Genomic DNA, 22,280 nt, shown 5'->3' on the forward strand with positions numbered 1-22,280 from the left:
CTGACAGATAAAGACAAAAATATAAACAGATGAATATTCACGAATACCAGGGTAAACAGATATTAAAAAGTTTCGGTGTTAACGTTCAAGAAGGAATTGTTGCCGATACTCCTGAGCAAGCTGTTGAGGCTGCTAAACAACTGAAAGTAGATTACAATTCTGACTGGGTTGTAATTAAAGCGCAAATCCACGCTGGTGGTCGCGGTAAAGGTGGTGGTGTAAAATTAGCCAAAAACCTTGATGAAGTTAAACAACGTGCAACCGACATTATCGGCATGCAGTTGATTACTCCTCAAACCGGTCCTGAAGGTAAAAAAGTGAACAAAATTTTAGTGGCTCAGGATGTTTATTATCCAGGTGCTTCTGAAACCAAAGAATTCTACATTTCTGTATTGTTAGATCGTGCAAAAGGTCGCAATATCATCATGTACAGCACCGAAGGTGGTATGGATATCGAAGAAGTTGCAGAGCATACGCCACACTTAATTTTTAAAGAAGAAATTGATCCTAAAGTTGGTTTACAAGGTTTCCAGGCACGTAAAATTGCTTTCAACTTAGGTGTTAGCGGTAACGCTTTCAAAGAAATGGTAAAATTCGTTACTGCTTTATACAAAGCTTACGAAGCAACCGATTCTTCAATGTTCGAAATTAACCCGGTATTAAAAACTTCTGATGATAAAGTAATTGCTGTTGATGCTAAAGTGAATTTAGATGAAAACGCATTATTCCGTCACCCTGATTATGCAGCAATGCGCGACGTTACGGAAGAAGATCCAATGGAAGTTGAAGCAAGTGCCTCGAACCTAAACTTCGTTAACCTTGATGGTAACGTAGGTTGTATGGTTAACGGTGCTGGTTTAGCAATGGCTACCATGGATATCATCAAACTGGCTGGTGGTGAGCCTGCTAACTTTTTAGATGTTGGTGGAACTGCAAATGCGCAAACGGTTAAAGCGGCTTTCAACATTATTTTGAAAGACCCTAACGTTAAAGCAATTTTGATCAATATTTTCGGCGGTATCGTTCGTTGCGACCGTGTTGCTCAAGGTGTAATCGATGCTTATAAAGAAATCGGTAATATCCCTGTGCCAATTATCTGCCGTTTACAAGGTACAAATGCTGAAGAAGCTAAAAAATTAATCGATGAGTCTGGCTTACAGGTTTATTCAGCAATCGCTTTAAAAGAAGCTGCTGATTTAGTAACTAAAGTATTGGCTGAACAAGCGTAATAAGCTTAAAGCATTATCATATCGTATAAACCTTTCAGTGAAAACTGGAAGGTTTTTTTATTCCCCTCTTTTAGAGGGGTGTCCGCAGGATGGAGTGTTCTTTAAACTATCATGACCAGAAACCCCCGGTAGATCTAAATCTAATAGCAATTTGACCTAAATGTACTAAGATGCCTTAGGTGGTCAATTTTTCTGGAAATTTAAGGTTCAGTGTTAATGGCAGACGATAGTCCTGCTATCCCTTCAAGTCCTCACTCATGCTTCGCTCCGGGCTTTCCGTTCTATCAGGTTTATTTAACTTGGGTTCGTCGTACTTCGCCAAAAAAAATCATCGCTAAACTTAAGAAGTCCTTTCCAGGCTTCAGCCTTTTTAGACTTCGTAAGTTACTCTCCCCGAAACTCCAAAATATCGCCCGGCTGGCACTCTAAAACTGCACAGATAGACTCCAAAGTCTCCAAACGGATCGCCTTCGCCTTACCGGTTTTTAATATCGATAAATTAGACATCGTAATCCCTACCCGCTCACTCAATTCGGTAAGCGACATTTTGCGACGGGCAAGCATTACATCTAAGTTGATTATTATTGGCATTGTAAGATCCGTAAAATTAGGAATGTTTAAGCTGAAACCTACTCATATCGTCAAATCATTTTCTTCCTGAAGTTTACTTACTTGTATTAAAAGTTGAAAAACTGCATTTCCTAATATCAAAAGGCCCAATAAAGTTAAATTTGAGAAACATCCTCTGTCATAATAGGTAAATGTATTATGAGTAATCCCCTTAACATAAAACCTTAAAAAGATGGCAAAAGCAAACTGACAGCTTATGTACAATAATATACCCGAAGCAATGTAGTTATAGATATTTTTCTGAGTTATCTCCCCTAACAAATTTTGGCTTTTATTAGAAATAACCAAAAGAAATATTCCAGATAGCAAATAAAAAAAAGCAGTTGCACCAGAATCTTTAAAAATTTCATTTTCTAAAATAATAGCCTGTTCAAACGTAGGCTTAATCTCAATGCATCCGAAATTGAAGTTCTTAAATTTCATGCTGTTTATCACTGAATCTTTTTCGACTGAAACACGGTCCTCTACGGCCACAAACAATTTACCCTGCTTATAATCTCGAAACGCAAAAATAAAATGAAAGACAAATGAGATCAGAACAGATGTGACCAACACAAATCCTGAAATTTTAATTAATCTAGATATTTTCCACATATTATATGGTTAAATCATTTTCTTGTTTTAGCTTTCTAGAATAAGAAAGCAGTTCATAAATGATGGTGAGTATAGCTATCAATGAGAGCATACTAAAATTAATGGATTCCTGATGAAAACTTGGAATACCAAATTGATTATTGGTTAACTGCAATACGTATTTATCAATTAATAGTACCACAGCACCTTTTAAAACCATGAACAAAATACCTCCTGCACATACAAATTGCCATAATGTACTTTCAGTTAACTTTTCAATAGAATTTGGCCAGGTGTATGCAATAATTAAGATCGTAACTCCAAGAATTAAATAAAATACAATACCAGCGCCAATATTGCTAACAGCATTATCTGACAAAAGGATAGCCTGCACAAAAGTGGGTTTAAATTGATAGGTACCCACATACTTATTTGTAAATTTTGCTCCACCAATAATCTTGGCTTCCGGCTTCACATTTTTCTCTACTACATTAAAAGATATCGCTCCATCTTTATAATCACTGTACGCTGAAAATAAATGGCTAATAATAGATACTAATGCAATAAAAACGAGGCTAAAACCTGCATATCTAAAAACTTTTAAAATTTTATTCATCGCTATATCGTTAAATCATTTTCTCGTTTAAGTTTTTTCGTATATCGAATAAGACCATAAATAGCATTAAAAATGACAGTACCAAGAACGGCAAAACCCAGATAAGCCCGCAAATTATCATCATGCTTAAATTGCCCCATGGTTAAGGAATCAACATATTCATTAAGAAGTATTCTGATCAAAAAATAGAGTGCAAAGAAGAGTCCTGCTGCTACCCATACAATTTTGACGATGTTCTTTTCCGTTAAACTTTCTAAAGTAATTACCTTATTTTTAATTTTTTTAAGCACTATAAGGTATGAAATCAGGTAAAAAAACATGGCGGCGCCTCCGTCATTGAACATACCATCCTCAAGTATTATAGCCTGGATTATTGTGGGTTTAATTTCCAGCTCACCAATTTGTTTATTTTTGAATTTTAAACCATTAAAATTTTCGACCTGAACTTCTGCAGTTTTCTTTACATGGAAACTGAGCGACTGGTTATTATAATCTATAAAAGCATATACAAAATGTACCGTTGCTGTAATTATACAAAGTGCAATTAAGGTAATAGCAGAATTCCTGATGGTCAAAGTAAGCGTATTCATTGATAATTCTTAAAATAATTTCTCTTTTGATTTTAATTTTTTTGCCTGAAAAAACTACCAGGACATTATGGCTTTTGTTATCTGCACTAAATAACTGAATTTAATGAAACGTCATATTTATTTAATTATTTACAGGGCAAACATAAAAATTTAATTATTATAAATCAAAATATATTTATTGATTTACAATAAATAATAATCGAAAAGCAGCTACAAGCCTTGGTATAGGTGAAAATATGTCAAAAACTTTCTTGGAATGATTTTTGTTGTAAGTAAAAGTATAAAAAACATGTGCAAACAGTAACATTTTCAGCATTTTATCCTTTCGGATTGCCATACAATTTCGTAACTTTGCACACTTCAATAATTAAAGAGCACACAAAACGTATAAATGAGACAACTCAAGATAACGCAATCCATAACCAACCGTGAAAGTCAGTCGTTAGATAAATACCTACACGAAATTGGTAAAGTAGATTTAATAACAGCAGAAGAGGAAGTAATTTTAGCAAGGAAGATTCGTGAGGGCGATCAGGCTGCATTAGAGCGCTTAACTAAAACCAACTTACGTTTCGTTGTGTCTGTTGCAAAACAATATCAAAATCAGGGTTTAACTTTAGGAGACTTGATTAATGAGGGGAACTTAGGTTTAATTAAAGCGGCAAAACGTTTTGATGAAACCAAAGGTTTCAAGTTCATTTCTTATGCAGTTTGGTGGATCCGTCAATCTATTTTACAGGCAATTGCCGAGCAAAGCCGTATTGTGCGTTTGCCTTTAAACCAGGTTGGTTCCTTAAGTAAAATCAGTAAAGCTTTTTCTAAGCTAGAGCAGGAATACGAGCGTGAGCCTTCTCCGGAAGAATTAGCAGATATTTTAGAGACAACTGTAGATAAAATCTCAGATACTTTAAGCAACTCTGGCCGTCACGTATCCATGGATGCTCCTTTCGTTCAAGGTGAAGAAAACACATTATTGGATGTATTGGAAAACCATGAACCAAATACGGATAGTTCATTGATCAACGAATCATTGTCAGAAGAGATTAAACGTTCTTTATCTACTCTAACTGAAAGAGAAAGAGAAATTATTGTTTTATTCTTCGGCTTAGGTTCTAACCACCCACTTTCGTTAGAGGAGATTGGTGAGAAATTTAATTTAACACGCGAGCGCGTTCGTCAGATTAAAGATAAAGCATTACAACGCTTACGTCATACTTCAAGAAGCAAAATCTTAAAATCTTATTTAGGATAAGAGATTAGATGTATATCAATATTAAAAGATCGGCTAAGGCTGGTCTTTTTTTGTTTATTACATTTCTCCGATACGGTAGAAATGACGATTACACGCTAGCTATCTTTTTTATTTACAGACAACTAAATTTATCGTTATGATTTTATATCTTTAAATCATGTCGATTGGTTTACTCAAAAAATCCTTAACTATATACAAGCCCATTTTTTTATGGAATGTATTGGTTAGCTTACTCACATCGGTATTTTTCATTTTAAATGGTTTTAAGGAGCCAGGGATTTACACCTTTGCGCTATTTATCAAATTTATCGGCTGGTTATTTTCTATAGCCATATACTTCATGTTTTATCAATCTACTGCATATTATTTCAAAAATCAGGGAATAGGATTTAGAAAAATTATGATAAACCTGGTTTTATATGATTTAATAGTTTTTGTCGGAATTTTAATTTTATCATCAATATGCAGGAACTTTCTATCGACAGTGTTAACCAATCTTTTGCAGACCGCGAAGTATTAAGCAGTGTTTACCTAAACTGTAAAACTGGCGAAGTAGTTGGTTTATTGGGCAGGAATGGATCAGGTAAATCAACCTTATTAAAAATCATTTTTGGAAGCGTAAAAGCGAACTTCAAGTACCTTAATATAAATAATAAAGTATATAAAAAAGGTTACCTATCTAAGAACCTGTCCTATTTGCCTCAAGATAATTTCATCCCAGGCAAGATCACTGTTTTGCAGGCCATCGATACCTTTTGCAAAAAACAGCGTGCTGAATTACAACAATTCGAATTTGTAAAAAAATATTTAAACACTAAATTCTATAACCTATCTGGTGGAGAACGCAGGTTTATCGAATGTTTATTAATAATTTACAGCGACGCGCAATATATACTTCTTGATGAGCCATTCTCGCAATTATCACCTTTATGGATAGAAGAGTTAAAAAAGCATATTAATAAATCAAAAGCAGATAAAGGCTTTATTATTACTGATCATTACTACAAGTCTATTTTAGATGTTTCTGACCGCATTGTACTGCTGCATAACAGATGCAACTATACCATCCATAATCAAGATGACCTGGTGACCTATGGTTACCTCCCAGGCTCTACAGCTTAAATTTAAAGACTACGTCATGCTGATCTGATGGTTATCGGATTTATTTCAGCATCTATTTTTCTTTTAACAACTCAGATTAAAAGATCCTGAAACAAGTTCAGGATGACGATCGCCCGAACCTAATGCGTGATACTGATCCGATGGTTATCGGACTTATTTCAGCATCTATTCTTCTTTTAACAACTCAGATTAAAAGATCCTGAAACAAGTTCAGGATAACGATCGCCCGAACCTAATGCGTGATACTGATCTGATGGCTATCGGATTTATTCAGCATCTATCTTTTTCCAACAACCCAAATTAAAAGATCTGAAACAAGTTCAGGATGACGACCGCCCTAACCCAATGCGTGATGCTGAACCGATGGATATCGGATTTGTCCAGCATCTATCTTTTCTTTCAACAGCTTAAATTAAAAGATCCTGAAACAAGTTCAGGACAACGATTTTATCATCCTAAAACAACAAGTGTTTAACTGTTAATCCATTATTGATTAACTGTTTTAAAGAATCAATGCCAATACGCAAATGTGTTTCTACATATTTTTCGGTAACAGTGCTATCGCTCTCTGCCGTTTTAACCCCTTCAGGGATCATCGGTTGATCGGAGACCAAAAGTAATGCGCCAGCTGGGATTTTATTGGCAAAGGCCGTGGTGAAAATTGTCGCTGTTTCCATATCTACCGCCATTGCCCTCAAAGTTTTCAAGTATTTTTTGAACTCTTTGTCGTGTTCCCAAACCCTACGGTTGGTGGTGTAACAGGTTCCGGTCCAGTAATCCCTACCATGATCGCGAATGGTGGTAGAAATCGCTTTCTGCAAGGCGAAGGCAGGCAATGCAGGTACTTCTGCCGGCAGGTAATCATTTGAGGTACCTTCTCCCCTAATGGCCGCAATTGGCAGGATTAAATCACCTAATTGGTTTTTCTTTTTTAAACCGCCACATTTACCCAAAAACAAAACTGCTTTAGGCTTAATCGCCGTTAATAAATCCATCATGGTGGCTGCCAGTGGACTTCCCATACCAAAGTTGATAATCGTAATACCATTAGCGGTAACGCTCTGCATAGGTTTATCTAAACCCATAATCGGCGCATTATCGTTCCATTCCGAAAACATGCTTACATATTTACTGAAATTGGTTAACAGGATGTAATCACCAAATTGATCTAAAGGGCGGCCGGTATAACGCGGTAGCCAGTTTTTAACAATTTCATCTTTGGATTTTAATCCAGATTTAACGGGACTTTCTACTTCTTTTACTTTTTTAGATTTTTCTACTATTTCTTGGGCTTTTTTTATGTCTTTTTCTTCGTTCATAACAATTAGTTTAGCGCTATGCGCCATGCGCTAAGCGTATTACAAAAAATCCCCCCCGAATTACGGGAAGGATTTGATTTTTTAAGCGGCCTGCAACTTTTTAAAATCGGCCTTTTCAAATTTCTCTATCGCGTAATCGAGATTGATGTGCAACTCCTTGACATCCGTCTGCGTTGGTGTATCAAACATCGCATCCAACATAATCGCTTCACAGATTGATCTTAAACCACGTGCACCAAGTTTGTATTCCATTGCTTTATCTACAATAAAATTTAAAACATCCTCATCAAAAACAAGCTTCACGTCTTCGTAAGCAAAAAGCTTAACATACTGCTTGATCAATGAATTTTTAGGTGCGGTTAAAATGTTTCTTAAAGATTCTTTATCTAATGGATTTAAGTGAGAAAGAACTGGTATACGGCCAATTAATTCTGGAATTAACCCGAATGATTTCAGATCCTGAGGTGTAATATATTTATAAAGATTTTTAAGATCCAATACAGTCTCATCTTTCTTTACTTTATATCCTACAGCCTGGGTACGTAAACGGTTGGCAATTTTGCGTTCGATACCATCAAAAGCTCCACCGCAAATAAATAAGATGTTATTTGTATTTACCGGGATCATTTTCTGATCGGGATGCTTACGTCCGCCCTGGGGTGGAACGTTAACAACCGTACCTTCTAAAATCTTCAATAAGGCCTGTTGAACACCTTCACCTGATACATCACGGGTAATAGATGGATTATCGCTTTTACGTGCCACTTTATCTACCTCATCGATATATACAATACCACGTTCTGCAGCCGTTACATCATAATCTGCAGCCTGAAGCAAACGTGTTAAGATACTCTCCACATCTTCACCTACATAACCTGCTTCTGTTAAAACAGTTGCATCGCAAATACAGAAAGGCACGTGCAGAATTTTCGCAATGGTTTTAGCCAAAAGCGTTTTACCCGTTCCGGTTTCGCCCACCAACATGATATTCGATTTTTCAATCTCAATCTCGTCTTTATCAATTTTTTGATTTAAGCGCTTGTAGTGATTGTAAACGGCAACAGAAAGCACCTTTTTAGCATCATCCTGACCAATTACATATTGATCAAGGTGTTGTTTAATTTCAAGAGGCTTTAATAAGTTTATCGCCTCCTGAATATTTTTTGTCCCTTTGGTTCCTAATTCCTGCGCAAGCAACTGATTGGCCTGGGTAACACATTTATCACAGATAAATGCATCCATGCCTTCAATCAGCATTAAAGTTTCATGCTTGCCAGAATGGCAGAATGAGCAACGGGATTCTTTATTTTGTTTCGCCATCTTTCTTTGCGTTTCTCGATAATACTTCATCAACCATACCAAAACCTTTTGCCTCATCGGCAGTCATCCAGTAATCGCGATCTGAAGCTTTCTCTACCCAATCATAAGTTTGACCAGAGTGCTCTGAAATAATATCGTATAATTCTTTTTTAATTTCAACATTTCTCTCAGGTTGATCTCCATATCAGATGCCACACCTTGTGCACCTCCTGATGGCTGGTGGATCATTACTCTTGAGTGAGGCAATGCAGCACGTTTTCCTTTTGCGCCTGCCACTAATAAAACGGCACCCATTGATGCTGCCATACCGGTACAAATTGTAGCTACATCAGGCTGGATATACTGCATGGTATCGTAAATACCTAAACCTGCATAAACCGAACCACCTGGCGAGTTAATATAGATCTGAATGTCTCTATCGGCATCTGCAGATTGTAAAAACAACAACTGTGCCTGGATAATGTTGGCATTCTGATCGTAAATGGCATCACCTAAAAAGATAATACGGTCCATCATTAATCTTGAGAAAACATCCATCTGTGCTACATTCAACTGGCGTTCTTCAATAATGTATGGCGTCATGCTCTTAGGATTCAAATTAGCCTGAGCAATAAATTTATCTACGTGTAAACCGCCAATTCCCTGATGTTTAACGGCAAATTTCCTGAATTCTTGTGAATCTATGTTCATGAGTTATGAGTTTTTAGCAGAGGGCATAGAGTTTTGAGCTCCTGTTCCCCATCGTTTCGTGAATAATAAAAAACCAAAATATAAATAATATTTTAATTATGTTGGTTTAGACAAAGAGTATACCACATCGAAATCTATGACAATATAGCACTCCGTTACTTCAAACTTTTAGAAAAGCTGGAAATCATTCTCGCTAAAATATCTAAATCTTCCAATAAATCTGCCAAATCCTTGTCAGAAACTAGTAATCTTAAATTTAACACCAAAAGAATATTCGCATTTTCGAAAATAGACCGATGTGCATAGTTTAAAAAACGTTTGAAATCGGCAGCGGAATTGGAACCAGACCCTTCTGCTATATTATTAGATACGCTAAGAGCAGCTCCTCGAAGCTGCTCTGCGAATCTAAACTTTTTTATTTCTTCTAATTTTTCAGAAATATCAATTAATTTATTGCCTACTATAATAGCTCTCTGCCAAATTAGCAAGTCTTGAAATCTAAATTTTGCCATATAGCAAAATAAGATTTTATATATAATATTTAAAGCTCCTGGCGCTATGCCCTATGCTTTTTTCTCCACGAGCGCCACAAACTTATCGTAATCAATATCTTTTTGCTCTAAAGTGACAACAGATTTGATTTGTTCGAAAGTTTTTAATGCTTTTACCTCTTCGAAAACACGGTTTGCATTTTCTTTTTCCTGTAAAAACTGAACAGCATATTGAGCCAGTTGATCTTCAGGAAGCGGGCTTGGGCTGTACATCCTGAACTGCGCATCTAATTTAGCTTTAGCCGCCTGAACTACATCCTCATATTTAATTTCAATGCTGTTATCTTTAATGATTTTATTTTCGATTAAAGTCCATTTAAGGTTTTTAGCGAAATCATCATAACCTTCAGCTAATTCTTCGTCAGTTAATTTTTCGTTTGTAGCTTTCAACCAACGACGTAAAAATTCATCAGGCAATTCAAAAGTGTGTTTAGCTAAAAGTGCTTCATAAATATCGTTTGATAATTTACGTTCAGCATCCTGTTTAAACATACCTTCTACTTCTTCGGTAATTTTAGCTTTGAAACCAGCTTCGTCGGTTACTGTACCCTCACCAAATAATTTATCAAAAAACTCCTGGTTTAAGTCAGATTCTTCTAAACGGTTAACGTTTTTAACGTGAAGTTTGAAGTTTGCCTTTAAAGCAGCTGCTTCTTCTTCTGAAATATTTAAAGCTTTTGCAATTACGGCAGCATCTTCAAATGCTTTCTGGATGTCGATGGTTACTTCGTCATCTTTCTTTAAACCAATTAGTGATTTAAGAATCTTTTTATCTTTAATTTGATCTAAACGAACACTTGCAGTACTGGTAATACCACCTTCAACAGCAGTACCATCTTCAGTTACCTGGTTTAATTCGGCGTAAAGTACATCATCATCAGCCGAAACCTCTGGATTAGTCATTTTACCATAACTACGGCGGATATTTTTGATACGGCTTTCTAAAGTTTCCTGATCCGCTTTAATTACGTATTCAGTAAATTTATCTTTAGATGAAAGATTTACATCAAAAGCCGGCGCTAAACCTAACTCATAATCAAATTCGAAATCATCTGTATTGTCCCATTTAAATTCGCGTTCATCGTCCATTTTAGGAAGCGGTTGACCTAAAATTTCTATTTTTTGCTCAGCGATATAGTTAGATAAGGTATCGTTTAACAAGTTGTTAACCTCTTCTACCAGGATACTTTTGCCATACATTTTTTAATGTGGGCAGCAGGAACCATTCCTTTACGGAAACCAGGTAATTGTGCTTTTTTAGCTTGATCTTTAATGGCTTTCTCTACTTTTCCAGTGTAATCAGCAGGTGCGATCTTGATTTTTACAACAGCATTTAAGTTGCCGGTTTTTTCCTGTGTAATATTCATTTTTCTGAGATATATTAAGATGTGCTTTAGATCGGAGAATTGAGATATGAGATAAACCATATATCGACACAACCGAAACAGTACATCAATTTTTATTAATCAATGTTTTTTAAAAACAAAACCGTTCCGATGTTTAAATCGGAACGGCCTTTATCTTGTTGTGCGGAAGAAGGGACTCGAACCCCACGCCGTGAAGCGCCAGATCCTAAGTCTGGTGCGGCTACCAATTACGCCACTTCCGCAGTTAGGATGTTGTAAGGACTGCAAAGATAGAAACAAGATTGAATAATCAAAAGGCATTAAAGATATTTTGTTGATTATTTTAATCAAAAAGGGCTAACTAATTAGTTTTTAAGGAGAAAAAAATTATTCAATAGATTTACTAAACACTTTCGCGATGGTCTGTGGAGACACAGACCATGGGGACTTGTAATTTAAAGCAGGGCTATTGCTGAAATAAAATATTGGTATTGTTTAAAGTCTTTATTCTTTTTGGAAAGCAGGTTTAGTGGCAGTTAGGATAGTGTAGCCCTGCTCTCCGTTCTTTCCGATGAAAAATCGGAACCACTTTGATCAGGTCTAGTTGGCAAGGGTAGGTGAAGTATTAATGTTTAAAACACCTAATACCCCTACCAAACGAAAAACGCAAATTGGCGAATTGGCTTTCCGATGGGACGTGTGGGATTTTTTCTATTTTTTTACAGCGTGTAAAAAAGTCAACCTGTTACAAATTGATGGATATCTAACAAATACACCATCTGTGGTTAAAAATAGCTCGGGTAATAATGATTACAAAAATTGATGGGCTGTGCCGTAAAAAAACCGCTCTGATTTTTAAATCGGAACGGTTGATCTTATCGTGCGGAAGAAGGGACTCGAACCCCACGCCGTGAAGCGCCAGATCCTAAGTCTGGTGCGGCTACCAATTACGCCACTTCCGCAGTTAGGATACTTTAAGGATTGCAAAGATAGAAACTAAATCGAAAAATCAAATTTTTATGAATTATAAAAATTTGATTAGTGATGGTTTGTGAGACACATACTATGGAGTGAACTCACTCGTTATCCGTCTTACATTTCCATCTGACCTAAAATTTTACCAGTGTTACATCAACCAGCTCAGGTCCGCCATCAATCGGATAGCCTTTAACTTTTCTTCCTTTTATGGTCACTTTTCTATCTAAATAAGTATCAAGATTGATAGAGCCACTTTTTATAGCGTAAGTTTTATTGTCGGCTTTTAACAGGTGTGTGCCATATTGAAAGGTTGTCATTCCTAGTTTTTGGATAGTTCCGCTTGCGGTAACAGAACTGGTATGGTTTGCATCTTTCAAAGGGCTACAGCCCGAAATCACAGCAACAAACAGAGATAATATTAAGATTTTTTTCATGGTGGTGTAAACGGGGTAATTTTATTTTATGCTACAATTTACAAAAATTAAAACGGTATGATTAATAAACTTGTTTTTGGAATTCGAAAAAATACTGAACGGCTTTAACCAACCTGCTTCCATACCAACTGAACATTTCGCCATCAACCAGCATAATTTTAGCACCGGGTATGGCCGCCTGTATTTCTTCGATATGTTTTTCTCCAAAAGGATAAGGCTCTGATGAAAGTAAAATCAGTTCACAATTTGTCGTTTTCAATTTTTCCAACGTTACTGTAGGATAACGCTCCTCTTTAATCACATTCGTCATACCGTTAATCAGCAGAACATCATCAATAAATGTATTTTTTCCTGCGGCCATATATGGCTTTCGCCAGATAAGGTAAGCCACTTTTTTATCGATATGATGTTGTAATGCGAGTGTTTTCAGATCGTTAAATCCGGCAGAAATCAGGTGGTTCAGGTAACTGGCTTCAGGTTCACGATCTACCAGCGCCCCTATTGCGGCAATGGTTTTCGTGGCATCATCAAGGGTAAAAATATCGCTCATCCAAACAGGAAAATATTCTGCAAGTTCTTCTATATCACCCTGAGTATTTTCTTCTTTGTTGCCGATAATCAGATCTGGTTTTAAATCTTTAATTAAATCGATATTAAGCTTTTTCGTCCCTCCTACTTTGGTTCGCGTTGCAAACTTTTCTATCGGATGGATGCAAAACTTGGTTAATCCGATAATTTCCTGATCAAGCCCCAGATCAAACAGCAGCTCTGTTTGGGAAGGAACAACAGAAATAATCCGTTTGGGTGGAAAATTAATTTTAATTTCTCTTCCGAGCTGATCGGTAAAGTTTTTTTGCATTTATTTTTATTTGTGAAACACAAATTTAATGAAAACATCCTGTCAAATGCTTTTTCACCCATTTTCTTCTATGCCACTGATGATTCCCAGCTGAAAAGCATGAATGGCCAGCCCAATTGAATTTTTAACCTGCATTTTTTCCAATAATTTAGCCCGGTATCCTTCAACTGTCCTGACACTAAGATAAAGCTGGTCGGCAATTTTTTTGTTAGTAAATTCCTTGCAGATAAGCTTAATGATTTCGATTTCACGTTCAGAAAAATTAGCATCACTGGGCCTGTTATCCTTTTTTGCCCTGCTTTTGGCAATCACGGTAGCCAATTTGGCAGAGGTGGTTTTGCAATAAAAATTATTGCCTGTTGCTACTGCAGTAATGGCATCGTAAATATCATTTTTATCGGCATTTTTAAGCAGGTATCCTCTTGCGCCTGCTTCTAACATTTCTACAATCAGATCTTCTTCATCAAACATGGAAAGTGCAATAATACCCAGATCCGGATTAAGTTTAACCATTTGTTTTACAGCCTCAATGCCATCCATAACCGGCATTTTGATATCGGTTATTACGACATGGGGTTTCAGATTTATGGCCAGTTTTACCAATTGCTCACCGTTACCGGCAGCTCCTACGAGTTCTATGTTATCTTTATTGCTGAGCACCATGGCCAGTCCTTCCCTGAAAACCACATGATCATCGGCAATAATAATTCTGATTTTTTCTTCATTCATCATTTTTTATCAGCTTTAACCGGAATTTCAAAAGTGTAGGTTACTCCTTTCCCATTATTTGGTGAAGGTATTCTAACCGTACCTTTCATTACCTCTATACGACTTTGCAGGTTGAGCAGACCAAGTCCGGAATTCTGCTTTATAATTTCCTGAAAATCAAAACCGATACCATCGTCGGTTGTCTGCAAACGTAGTACCTCATCATTTTCTTCCAAAACAATCATCAGTAGATTTGCTTTTGCATGTTTGATGGTATTGTGCAAAATTTCCTGTACAATGCGGTACACGTTCAGTTCTATATCGGCTGTTAAACGTTTATTGAGGTGATGTTTAAACACAATCTTAAGGGCTCCGTTCTGTTGCACACGGTTAATAAAATCCTGAATGGCCCATACCAGCCCCTTTCTTTCCAACATATAGGGCATTAAATTGGTCGAAATTTCGCGCATCCGTTGAATAATGGTATCAATATGCTTTCCTGATGAGCGGATCAAATGTTGCATTTCATCAGTATCTGCATCCAGATGGGCGATCTGGAATTTAACAGTAGAGAGCAATGGTCCTATTTCATCATGCAGATCAGATGCAATCCTCCGCCTTTCGTTTTCCAGTGTTTTGATTTCTGCCAATATCCTGTCTTTTGATAACCGCCGGCTTTTTCGGTGCTGCATAATCATGGATACAATAAAATAAAGCATAATGAATCCAATAATTGCAGCAGCAATTAATACGGCATTATAAAATTCTTTTTCTTCGGTATCCATAACACGGCTAAAGCAAAAACCAGATTGGCAAAAACATTGATAACCCGCTTAATATCAAATACATTTTCCTTAAAGATAATACTAGAACTCGAATTAAAATAAATGATTTCGATAAAAATATTAAAGGTAAAAAATACGATCAGGGCTACGCAGATCAAAAATCTCGAGTCTTTTAGGATATTCCCATCAACCAGGGTGATCAATTTATTTAAGCAGGTGATAGACAGCATTACCAATATAAACGAGTACACGATACGGAAAAAGCCACTGTTATCCGACAGCTGGTGGAGGATAAAATAATCTACTCCCCAAACAATCAAAAGGATGATGGCTAATCCCTGCAATATCTTTGATTTTTTGCTAACGATAAACCAGTTGCCAAATTGCCACAGCAGCAATAAAGCAGACAAAAGCAGGTAAATATTAATTATTAAGCAAGGATTAATGTGCTTCACAATCAAAACAAATACGGTAATTTCAGTAAGGCAATCTAAAAAACAATAAAACAGAAAAGGCTTAAAGGTAGTGCCAATATTGTTCCACCTGAACAGACCTATTACACAGGCCAGCAGAATAGACTGGGATAATATAAAATTCTGGACTTGCTGCATTTACTTATATGGATACAACTGGCCAGGGTGGTACACGCTGAGAATCATCTAAACTATAGGTATCCAAATTATCTTCATTGCCGTGATGGGTATTGGCAGATAAGACCATTAATTTAAGTTCCTTCTTACCAGGTCCGGAAACCGGGCCTACAATATCATTCCCAAAACCATCAACGGCTCTTAACACCAGTACAACCTGCGAATGATCGTTGAGTCCAAAATGTATCCTGAGCCCTTCGCAACCCCTCCTACTTAACAACTTTGAAACGCTTTTGATGTTAAAGGTTTCTGAAAATGGCAAAATGGCTACCCTTCTGTCTTCTTCCTCCAAATTTTTAGGAATAAGTGCGGTGCGGTTTTTATGAAAATTCTCAATGTACCGGTTTGCCGTTTCGAGCGGGATAAAATGTGTGCGGCTCCGGAGGTCTTCGGCCACAAATTCTTTTGCATAACGCTTTCTTTCCATTTTTTATTTGATTTAAGGTGCTGATTTCATGCTAAGTTAACAGGCAGGGCGAGTTGAGGCAATAGGTATAAATACTATTTATTACAGGTAATTATACCTCATCCTTCGCATAATAACACATTGAATAATATCAAAAGAGCCATTATAATTTTGATTTCAATTCTAGAAAATTTATTCACCAATTAATTTTAAATCAAAATGAAAACATTAATTCAGTTCAGTTTATGGTATGGCCTTATTGTTGGCGCGCAAGTTTCGAAAGCACAGGTCAGCATTAAAGAGAATGGGATCTCCATTGCTCCGGGAACAAAAATATCAGCCCGGGATAAGGAGGCAGTAAACAATATTTTAAAACATTACGATGCATCGCTTTACCAGATCAGAAGCTACGATGCAGGCGGAAAAATGATCAGTAAAAAAGGCAATCTGGCCAGAATCCAAATTACGGATAAAATATCATCCGACCTGGTTAACGGAAAAGCGAACATGGTTGCGGCCGACATGACCGTACAGGCTATACTCGACAATACTACCGATCCTACCAGAGTTATCAAGGATATCAATTCGATGCCAGTTACGGAAAAAACCAGGCAACGTTTAATCTCTCAATTGAAAGCTGTGCTCTCCAAGTATCAATAATGGTCATTTTTCCTAAACAATAAGCAGCAGCTTTACCAGAATCAACAGGTATAAATACGGTTAAGAAAAGTAGTTGCACGCAATTAAATGCGTAATAATACACTAAAAGCCGGAACAGTTACCTCCATAACTTTGGTATCTGATTCTAGAACAATCTAATAAACAATTTAATTTTTCACCTAAATCTTAATCAAAATGAAAACTTCTTCAAAAATTATCGCATTATTCGCATTCATCTTTTGCGCACAGCTTTCACAAGCTCAGGTAGCCATTGAAAAAAATGGAATTTCTATTGCTCCGGGTACAAAAATCTCTTCCAGAGATAAAAGAGCCATGAACAACATTTTAAAACAGTATGATTCATCATTGTACAATGTAAAAAGTTATGGTTCACGCGGAACGGTTCTTGCCTCTACCGGTAAGCTCACCAACATTCAAACATCAGGAAAATTAACCGCCGCAGTAATTTCTGGCAGGGCCGGTAAAGCCAGTATGGTAGCAGCCGATTGTACTTTACAGATTTCTGTTTGTCATGGTGATAATGGTTCTGTTGCAACACAGGGAAGTGTGGCTACAAAAACCAATCAAGCAGGTGCTATAAATCAGAGATTAATTGCCCAACTCAGCACCGTACTTTCGAAGTACCAGTAAGTTATTCAGTTTCTGGCTTATTTGATTCTAGATAATGATAAGCCAGAAACTTCTTCAATTTTCAGCTTTTAATCATAAAACCGCCATGAAAACACCTGTAAAAATTATTCTGGTCGCTGGAATGCTGATACATTACCTGCTGCTTTCTTTTGTCAATATAGACACTACGCTTGATTGCATTGTGAATAATAAGGGTATTTTATTGGTTGAAATGGAACAATCTACCTATCAACCAATCAAAAAGAAACTCGATTTTGTATTGGGAAAAACGGATTACAAATTTAACGATTACCTTAATTACTACCTCGCCTATACCGGCACAGAAACAGGGTACGGTTTTTTTGCTCCAAATGTACCAACGAGTTACAAACTCGTTTTTGAATACACGCTTAAAAACAAACAGAAAATAACCATGATACCGCAGATAAACAGCCATGAACTTGGACTTAGGCTTTGCAATTATTATGAAACCATTGGCAAAACTGATGTGGAACTCCTGAGAAATTCGCTGATTAGGTTTATGATGCAAGAGCAGATGAAGGGGCTGGAAAATGTGGTTTCTGCCAAAGCTATTTTCGGGCTGGTACTTACCCCTTCATTACGCAATTACACCCAATCAAAAAATACTGTTTATCAATTTATGTATGCTTATGAATATCATATCGAAAACAAATAAGATTTTAGATCATTTCTTATTTAAACCTATACAAACCAATGTCTTTGCTTTTTTCAGGATAGCTGTTAGCATACATTGCATTATTTTTATACTGAGTATTTATGCTGAAATGCATCAGTTTTTCGGGTTATCGGGTTTTTCGAACCGTGAGGTTACTGAAACTTTTATCTGGTTGAAATTTATTCCACGGCTGAGTTGGTTTAACGATATTTTGGGCGGTTTGTTTAGTTCTGATAACCAAATGCTTCATTTCATTTTATTGATCCACCTGCTTTTTATCATCACGATGTTGTTTGGCCTCTTCACCAGGCTTTCTGCCCTTATCACTTTATTTATCCACCTCTGTATCATACAATCGAATACGTTCTTTTTATATGGAATGGACTATTTTACTACCATTTCCCTGTTCTTCTGCACCTTTATGCCGGTTACTGATTTTTCTTTGGACGAATTTCTGCTCAAGCTTAAAACTGCCTCTCCGGAGTTCAGAAGATTCTGCTTACGTTTTATACAGATCCAGATGTGTTTTATTTATTTTTTTGGCGGCTTTCATAAAGCCATCGGCATAAACTGGTGGAATGGCGAAAGCATGTGGAAAGCTTTAACCCGTCCGCCATTTAATAATTTTGACTTTTCATTTATGGCACAATACCCAAAAATATTTATGTTGATGGGCTGGGCTACAGTAGTGCACGAAATCCTTTATCCTTTTATGGCCTTTACCGGGTTTTTCAGAAAATACTGGATACTGGCCATTATCACCATGCATCTCTGTATTGGTATTTTTATGGGGCTTTACCTATTTGCATCGATCATGATCATTTTAAACATTACTGCATTTTTAAGCAAGGAACTTGATGCAGTCTCGAGCAGCTCAAAGCTATTCACGGCAAGCGTATTCCATAAAGTAAAGCAACTGCATTATCCACACTTTAAATTCGCATTGCGGATATTTAAACATATCAAAAATTGATTAGCACGGTTTATCAGGTAAATAACTGTGGTAATATTTACCTGATAAACCAATTTTATACCAATTTAACTGACCTGTACATCTTCTTTTACAAGGCCATCAGCAATGTGTAATATCCGGCTACCATACTGCGCATTTTTTTCTGAATGGGTAACCTGGATAATGGTAATGCCATCTTCTTCATTGAGCTTTTTAAAAAGGCCCATAATTTCTTCGGCCTGTGCAGATTGCAGATTTCCTGTTGGCTCATCGGCCAAAATAATAGAAGGTTGTGCAGCTAGTGCCCGGGCAATACCCACCAATTGTTGCTGACCTCCTGATAATTGGTTCGGGAATAAATCTTTTTGGCTACGATATTAAAGCGGTCTAAAAGATCTGCAATCCTACTGGCTCGTTCAGAACTACCAATTTTTTTGTACAATAAAGGAGCTTCAATGTTTTCGTACACCGTCATCTCATCAATTAAATGGTAAGCCTGAAATACAAAACCGATGTGATTGCGGTAAAGTTCAATGCGTTTGCGTTCGTTAAGCGAGGTTACATTTTCTCCCAAAAATTCGTAAGTACCGTAGGTCGGTTCTTCGAGCATGCCAATAATGTTGAGCAAGGTAGATTTTCCGGCTCCTGATGGTCCCATAATGGAAACAAATTCTCCTTGTTTAATGGTTGTGGTTACCAAACGGAGTACATAATTTTTAACGCCTTTGTTTGCGTAGTATTTTTCGATGTTGGTTAATTGTATCATATTTTTAAGGTTGAGGGTCGAAAGGTTAAGGGTTGGAAGGTTTGGGCGCTTTAGCCTTCAACCTTAAAACCCTCGGCCTTCCCGCCTTTATTCGTATTTTAAAGCATCAACTGCATTTGTTTTTGCGGCGCGATAGGTTTGCCAGGTAATTGTTAAAATTGAAATTAACAGTGTAAGTGTTGCTGTTGCCATAAACACCCACAAATTTAAGCTTGTTCTGAGTTCGAAATGCATTAACCAGTTATTCATAATATAATAGGCAACTGGCAGTGCAATTACGACTGCAATAAATATTAATTTCAAAAAACTTGAAGAAAGCAAAGTCATCAACTCCGTAATTGAAGCGCCTAAGATTTTTCGGATACTTACTTCCTTGATTCTTTGTGCAGTACTAAAAGATGAAAGGCCGAACAAACCTAAACAAGATATGAAAACGGCCAAACATCCAAATAGATTTGCCAAGGTGCCCAAAATCTTTTCATTTTTAAGTTTAATTTCGTTTAAACCATCAATAAATTTGATTTCGACAGGAAAATTTGGGTTTACTTCTTTTAACAACTTATTAATAATACTGATGCTTTCACTTAAGCTTTTGTCGGGATTTAAGCGCATGGTAATTACATCACTGATATCTGCATAAGCAATAACCATAGGTGCGGCAACTTTACTTGGGTCGCCCCAGACAATATTATCAAAAACCCCTACCACATTCCTTTTTATTCCCTGGTATACAATGCTGGTACCAACCGGACTTTTCAGGTGCATTACTTCAATCGCTTTTTTGCTCAAAAGTATTGCCGCTGTATCTGAAGCAAATTTCCGATCAAAATCCCTCCCGGCCAACAACCTGACGTTTACCGTTTTAGTAAAATCATAAGTGGTGTAGATCTGATCAAAATCGATCATTTTATCACTTTCGGACATCCCAACCCAGCCCAGACCTCTTATACTGCTGTTTTTGTTAGAAATACTGCCAGATGATTGTGTTACGCCTACAACAGCGCCACTGGAGAGTAATCTTGTTTTTAACAGGTTGAATTTTTCATAAAGCAATCCTTCGTGAGCTACTTCCAGCAGTCCATTTGATCTGTAACCTAAAGGTATGTTTTTAATAAACTGGATTTGTTTATAAATGGTTATGGTTGCTGCAATCAATATTACCGAAAAGCCAAATTGTATGACAACCAAAACCTGCCTGAAAGTTAAGGCATATCCTTTTTTAAAATTTAAGGATTTTTTGAGTGATTGTATCACGTTAAAACCAGAAAGGTAAAATGAAGGATAGCTCCCTGCTATGAAGCCGGTTATAACCAAAACACTAAGCATCAATATCCAGTTGGTTGGATTGAGGTAATCAAACACAATTTCAATCCCTAATAACCGGTTAAACATTGGCAAACTGAATTCGAGTAGCATAATGCTTAATAATATGCTTATCAGGGTTAAAATAAATGATTCCAGCATAAACTGAAAAACAAGATCTGTCCTGGATGCACCCATTGTTTTTTTAACGCCAATTTCTTTTGCCCTGCCTTGTGTGCTGGCGGTTGCCAAATTCATAAAATTAATACAGGCAATAAATAGAATGCCTATCGACAAACCAACAAACAGTTGCACCTGCCTAATATTGCCCCCAGTGCTTTTACCATTTAAAAATGCTCCGTATAAGTGTAATTTTGTTAAAGGATAAATAAATACATCTTCTTTAGCTGCAGAAAAGTGTTTGCCTACAAAACCTTTTAATTTTACATTAAAGGCTTCTATATCTATATTTTCATTTAATTTTACTAAGGTGTAATAATCATGACTACCCCAATTTGGCTTTTTTGGCCACTGGTTTAAATTTTCATATAAGGTAAATGTAGTTAAGGACTCGAAACCATAGGTAACATTGGCAGGAAGGTCTTTTATTACCGCTGTAACTTTTATATCAACCTGATTTTCGAATCTTACTTTTCGATTAAGCACATCTGTTGTACCGAATATCCTTTTTGCTGCTGTTTCAGTTAAAACGATAGAATTAGGATCATTTAATGCCTTTGTAGGATTTCCACTGATAAAATGATAATCAAATAATTTTAAAAAATCCGGATCAACGTACCTGCTATCTAATTTTAAACTTTCTTCTCCATTGGCCACCAATCTTTTATAAACATCAGTAATCCTGGCGCCATATAATACATCAGGAAATTCTTCTTTAAGCGCAGCCAACATCACATTCTGCGATTGGTTTATTGTTCTGATCACCTCTCCTTTCTGATCATTTAAATTGATCATGACCTGATAGATATGAGGTGAGTTTTTAAACTGTTTATCATAGCCCCACTCATAACCGGCATATAATAACAGTAATAAGCAAGAGGTTAAGCCAATAGCCAAGCCACCAATGTTTATAGCTGCATAAACTTTGTTTTTAAATAAGTTTCGCAGTGCGATTTTGAGGTTGAGTTTGAACATTTTTTAGTATCAAGTATTTAGTATCAGGTATCAAGACATAAGTTTTAACCTTTGGTCTTT

Annotated in this window: 23 protein-coding genes, 2 tRNA genes and 2 pseudogenes; 7 read left to right on the forward strand and 20 right to left on the reverse strand. The window is 36.6% G+C overall.

Annotated elements, in window-relative coordinates:
• Positions 1–29: 29 nt before the first annotated feature.
• Positions 30–1,229 carry an ADP-forming succinate--CoA ligase subunit beta gene (gene sucC / locus ACQ86H_RS19175; RefSeq protein ID WP_138822854.1) on the forward strand — a complete coding sequence of 400 codons (1,200 nt, stop codon included), beginning with the start codon at positions 30–32 and terminating at the stop codon, positions 1,227–1,229.
• A 384-nt stretch (positions 1,230–1,613) separates the two neighbouring features.
• On the opposite strand, the gene ACQ86H_RS19180 is transcribed toward sucC, so the two are convergent.
• From ACQ86H_RS19180 to ACQ86H_RS19195, 4 genes are read right to left on the reverse strand one after another with little or no spacing between them, the layout of a single operon-like run.
• The gene (locus ACQ86H_RS19180; protein ID WP_138822852.1) at positions 1,614–1,820 is read right to left on the reverse strand and encodes a helix-turn-helix domain-containing protein; all 207 of its coding nucleotides are present in this window, start codon (positions 1,818–1,820) and stop codon (positions 1,614–1,616) included.
• Between the two features lie 42 nt (positions 1,821–1,862).
• Positions 1,863–2,453: a hypothetical protein gene (locus ACQ86H_RS19185; RefSeq protein WP_138822851.1), complete on the reverse strand. Its 591-nt coding sequence runs from the start codon at positions 2,451–2,453 to the stop codon at positions 1,863–1,865.
• A 1-nt stretch (position 2,454) separates the two neighbouring features.
• The gene (locus ACQ86H_RS19190) at positions 2,455–3,048 is read right to left on the reverse strand and encodes a hypothetical protein (RefSeq protein ID WP_431292161.1); all 594 of its coding nucleotides are present in this window, start codon (positions 3,046–3,048) and stop codon (positions 2,455–2,457) included.
• A gap of 2 nt (positions 3,049–3,050) precedes the next feature.
• Positions 3,051–3,638 carry a hypothetical protein gene (locus tag ACQ86H_RS19195; protein ID WP_431292162.1) on the reverse strand — a complete coding sequence of 196 codons (588 nt, stop codon included), beginning with the start codon at positions 3,636–3,638 and terminating at the stop codon, positions 3,051–3,053.
• Between the two features lie 391 nt (positions 3,639–4,029).
• Here ACQ86H_RS19195 and ACQ86H_RS19200 point away from each other — a divergent pair, with 391 nt between their 5' ends.
• Together ACQ86H_RS19200 and ACQ86H_RS19205 are read left to right on the forward strand one after the other, a co-directional pair.
• Positions 4,030–4,890, forward strand: coding sequence for a sigma-70 family RNA polymerase sigma factor (locus ACQ86H_RS19200; RefSeq protein WP_010601359.1), 861 nt, complete (start codon positions 4,030–4,032; stop codon positions 4,888–4,890).
• A 462-nt stretch (positions 4,891–5,352) separates the two neighbouring features.
• Positions 5,353–6,012, forward strand: a complete 660-nt coding sequence (locus ACQ86H_RS19205; RefSeq protein ID WP_138822845.1) for an ATP-binding cassette domain-containing protein — start codon at positions 5,353–5,355, stop codon at positions 6,010–6,012.
• 455 nt (positions 6,013–6,467) lie between these two features.
• Here ACQ86H_RS19205 and ACQ86H_RS19210 read toward each other — a convergent pair whose 3' ends face one another.
• The 13 genes and pseudogenes from ACQ86H_RS19210 to ACQ86H_RS19270 all read right to left on the reverse strand — a co-directional run bounded on the left by ACQ86H_RS19210 (position 6,468) and on the right by ACQ86H_RS19270 (position 16,079).
• A complete protein-coding gene (locus tag ACQ86H_RS19210) occupies positions 6,468–7,331 on the reverse strand; it encodes an AMP nucleosidase (RefSeq protein ID WP_210419455.1) in 864 nt (287 codons plus the stop codon).
• An 81-nt stretch (positions 7,332–7,412) separates the two neighbouring features.
• Entirely contained in the window at positions 7,413–8,651 is a 1,239-nt protein-coding gene (gene clpX / locus ACQ86H_RS19215) for an ATP-dependent Clp protease ATP-binding subunit ClpX (RefSeq protein ID WP_138822842.1), read from the reverse strand.
• Positions 8,635–9,341: pseudogene (gene clpP / locus ACQ86H_RS19220) on the reverse strand (ATP-dependent Clp endopeptidase proteolytic subunit ClpP). Before clpP ends, clpX begins: the two are co-directional and overlap by 17 nt.
• 155 nt (positions 9,342–9,496) lie before the next feature.
• The gene (locus ACQ86H_RS19225) at positions 9,497–9,853 is read right to left on the reverse strand and encodes a four helix bundle protein (RefSeq protein WP_431292163.1); all 357 of its coding nucleotides are present in this window, start codon (positions 9,851–9,853) and stop codon (positions 9,497–9,499) included.
• 51 nt (positions 9,854–9,904) lie between these two features.
• Positions 9,905–11,259: pseudogene (tig, locus tag ACQ86H_RS19230) on the reverse strand (trigger factor).
• A gap of 161 nt (positions 11,260–11,420) precedes the next feature.
• A tRNA-Leu gene (locus ACQ86H_RS19235) sits at positions 11,421–11,501 on the reverse strand.
• A 618-nt stretch (positions 11,502–12,119) separates the two neighbouring features.
• Positions 12,120–12,200: transfer RNA gene (locus ACQ86H_RS19240), tRNA-Leu, on the reverse strand.
• A gap of 147 nt (positions 12,201–12,347) precedes the next feature.
• Positions 12,348–12,650 (reverse strand): hypothetical protein, encoded by a 303-nt coding sequence (locus ACQ86H_RS19245; RefSeq protein WP_138822834.1) that lies wholly within the window; start codon positions 12,648–12,650, stop codon positions 12,348–12,350.
• Positions 12,651–12,711: 61 nt separating this feature from the next.
• A complete protein-coding gene (locus ACQ86H_RS19250) occupies positions 12,712–13,509 on the reverse strand; it encodes an ABC transporter substrate-binding protein (RefSeq protein WP_138822832.1) in 798 nt (265 codons plus the stop codon).
• Between the two features lie 54 nt (positions 13,510–13,563).
• Positions 13,564–14,241 carry a response regulator gene (locus tag ACQ86H_RS19255; protein ID WP_431292164.1) on the reverse strand — a complete coding sequence of 226 codons (678 nt, stop codon included), beginning with the start codon at positions 14,239–14,241 and terminating at the stop codon, positions 13,564–13,566.
• The gene (locus ACQ86H_RS19260) at positions 14,238–15,002 is read right to left on the reverse strand and encodes a sensor histidine kinase (protein ID WP_138822830.1); all 765 of its coding nucleotides are present in this window, start codon (positions 15,000–15,002) and stop codon (positions 14,238–14,240) included. The genes ACQ86H_RS19255 and ACQ86H_RS19260 overlap by 4 nt, the downstream gene beginning before the upstream one ends.
• Positions 14,963–15,412, reverse strand: coding sequence for a hypothetical protein (locus ACQ86H_RS19265; RefSeq protein ID WP_138822828.1), 450 nt, complete (start codon positions 15,410–15,412; stop codon positions 14,963–14,965). The genes ACQ86H_RS19260 and ACQ86H_RS19265 overlap by 40 nt, the downstream gene beginning before the upstream one ends.
• A 205-nt stretch (positions 15,413–15,617) precedes the next feature.
• Entirely contained in the window at positions 15,618–16,079 is a 462-nt protein-coding gene (locus ACQ86H_RS19270; RefSeq protein ID WP_138822826.1) for a hypothetical protein, read from the reverse strand.
• A gap of 198 nt (positions 16,080–16,277) precedes the next feature.
• Here ACQ86H_RS19270 and ACQ86H_RS19275 point away from each other — a divergent pair, with 198 nt between their 5' ends.
• The 4 genes from ACQ86H_RS19275 (at position 16,278) to ACQ86H_RS19290 (ending at position 19,018) form a co-directional block, all read left to right on the forward strand.
• Positions 16,278–16,718, forward strand: a complete 441-nt coding sequence (locus ACQ86H_RS19275) for a hypothetical protein (protein WP_431292165.1) — start codon at positions 16,278–16,280, stop codon at positions 16,716–16,718.
• 195 nt (positions 16,719–16,913) lie between these two features.
• Entirely contained in the window at positions 16,914–17,369 is a 456-nt protein-coding gene (locus ACQ86H_RS19280) for a hypothetical protein (RefSeq protein WP_431292166.1), read from the forward strand.
• 85 nt (positions 17,370–17,454) lie between these two features.
• Positions 17,455–18,045 (forward strand): hypothetical protein, encoded by a 591-nt coding sequence (locus tag ACQ86H_RS19285; RefSeq protein ID WP_431292167.1) that lies wholly within the window; start codon positions 17,455–17,457, stop codon positions 18,043–18,045.
• Entirely contained in the window at positions 18,020–19,018 is a 999-nt protein-coding gene (locus ACQ86H_RS19290) for a hypothetical protein (RefSeq protein ID WP_431292168.1), read from the forward strand. The genes ACQ86H_RS19285 and ACQ86H_RS19290 overlap by 26 nt, the downstream gene beginning before the upstream one ends.
• A 65-nt stretch (positions 19,019–19,083) precedes the next feature.
• Here ACQ86H_RS19290 and ACQ86H_RS19295 read toward each other — a convergent pair whose 3' ends face one another.
• The 3 genes from ACQ86H_RS19295 to ACQ86H_RS19305 all read right to left on the reverse strand — a co-directional run bounded on the left by ACQ86H_RS19295 (position 19,084) and on the right by ACQ86H_RS19305 (position 22,220).
• Positions 19,084–19,317: a hypothetical protein gene (locus ACQ86H_RS19295; protein WP_431292169.1), complete on the reverse strand. Its 234-nt coding sequence runs from the start codon at positions 19,315–19,317 to the stop codon at positions 19,084–19,086.
• Positions 19,296–19,763: an ABC transporter ATP-binding protein gene (locus tag ACQ86H_RS19300; protein ID WP_431292170.1), complete on the reverse strand. Its 468-nt coding sequence runs from the start codon at positions 19,761–19,763 to the stop codon at positions 19,296–19,298. Before ACQ86H_RS19300 ends, ACQ86H_RS19295 begins: the two co-directional genes overlap by 22 nt.
• 87 nt (positions 19,764–19,850) lie before the next feature.
• Complete coding sequence (locus ACQ86H_RS19305) at positions 19,851–22,220, reverse strand: ABC transporter permease (RefSeq protein WP_138822816.1); 2,370 nt, start codon at positions 22,218–22,220, stop codon at positions 19,851–19,853.
• Positions 22,221–22,280 lie beyond the last annotated feature (60 nt).

The sequence above is a fragment of the Pedobacter sp. P26 genome (assembly GCF_050632135.1).
GTDB lineage: Bacteria > Bacteroidota > Bacteroidia > Sphingobacteriales > Sphingobacteriaceae > Pedobacter.